A 759-nucleotide genomic window follows, 5' to 3' on the forward strand; every position below is an offset into this window, starting at 1 on the left:
GGCACAAACTCCACTCGGGCTGGCAAAGGATCAGCCACATACACATACTCGGGGCTAGTGCCCAGGTTGCGGAGGATGATCGTATAGGTAAAAACTTCACCTTCCCGCACCCACTCCGCGCTGGCGGATTTGTCGACATCCAGGATGACCGGGGGCGCCGAGAAGTGAACGAAGACAGGCACCTCCAGCGCAGCGGGCGCGAGGGCCGGGCCGAGGTAGAGCAGGCCCTCCCAGGTGGTGCCGGGCGTGGCGGTCTTGGTGAAGGTCACAGTGAAGGTGATGGGTGCGTTGGCGTTGATAGTCCCGGTGGGCACACCGCTCACCACCAGGTCCGTGCCCTGGATCACCCGCAGGTCCAGGTTAAAGGTGCCGGGCGTGCCAGACCAGTTGTCCACGCAAACTCGGTAAGTGCCATCGGCTGGCCGCTTCACCCGCACCCGCTCCCAAGCCGCCGGCGTGGTGGAGGCGGCGATCAGCGTGGCGCCCCGGTAGAGGTAGAGGTCGATGTCCCCGATGTTGTTGCTCCAGGCCGTGGCTTCGATTAAACCGCCGTTGGACACGGTGAAGCTGTAGGACCAGTCGCACGGGCCTGACGCAGCCGACAGAGGGACGTCCCTCCACGTCTGAGGCTGGCTTAGGCCGTAGGCCAGCACGCTCAACCCCTCCGTGAGCGTGTAAGCCGTGGTGAAGGTCTGGGTCCAGGAATCCCTGAACTGAGGCCCAAGGGGGGAGAGGGTGATCACATTGCTGGTGGTGAGA

Annotated in this window: 1 protein-coding gene; it reads right to left on the minus strand. The window is 64.0% G+C overall.

What is annotated here, in order from left to right; all coding sequences use genetic code 11:
• Nucleotides 1-653: hypothetical protein (locus tag NZ653_10140; GenBank protein MCS7287476.1), on the minus strand; the 653-nt coding region annotated here is incomplete at its 3' end.
• Nucleotides 654-759 lie beyond the last annotated feature (106 nt).

Source organism: Anaerolineae bacterium, from assembly GCA_025062375.1.
Lineage (GTDB): Bacteria > Chloroflexota > Anaerolineae > SpSt-600 > SpSt-600 > SpSt-600.